1 protein-coding gene is annotated in these 657 nt (G+C 51.3%); it reads left to right on the forward strand.

Annotated features, from left to right (window positions below; all coding sequences use genetic code 11):
• Positions 1 to 657 (forward strand): beta-galactosidase (locus ACWHAR_RS28110; protein WP_452088572.1); only part of this gene is annotated, 657 nt, incomplete at both ends.

Below are 657 nucleotides of genomic sequence, written 5' to 3' on the forward strand. Positions count from 1 at the left end.
GCGTATCCCGCCTGGCACAACGATTGGGAAAGCACAGCAGATTTGGCCATGAAAGTCGGCTTTATCAATGATTTGTACCGCAGCCTGAAACAGCAGCCGTTTCTCTTAATGGAATCGACGCCAAGCGCTGTCAATTGGCACGATTTTAATAAAGCGAAACGGCCGGGCATGCACCTCCTGTCTTCTGTGCAGATGATCGCACACGGATCTGACAGCATCCTCTATTTTCAATGGCGGAAATCCCGCGGCTCATCGGAAAAATTTCATGGTGCGGTTGTCGGCCATGACAATTGTTCCGAGAACCGCGTGTTTAAAGAAGTGGCAAAAGTCGGGCAAACCCTTGAAGCGCTGTCTGAAGTCACCGGAACGATCCGGCCTGCGGATGTCGCGATTCTCTACGATTGGGAAAACCATTGGGCGCTCCAAGATGCACAAGGATTCGGGATGAAAACCAAGCGGTATCCCCAAACCCTGCACGAGCACTACCGCGCGTTTTGGGAGCGTGATATTCCAGTCGACGTGATTACGAAGGAACAGGATTTTTCATCGTACCGGCTGCTGATCGTTCCGATGCTTTACTTAGCAAGCGAAGAAACAATCGCGCGCTTAAAGGCATTTGCTGCCAACGGGGGCACATTGGTGATGACCTATATTAGC

Source organism: Bacillus sp. LR--39, assembly GCF_053613335.1.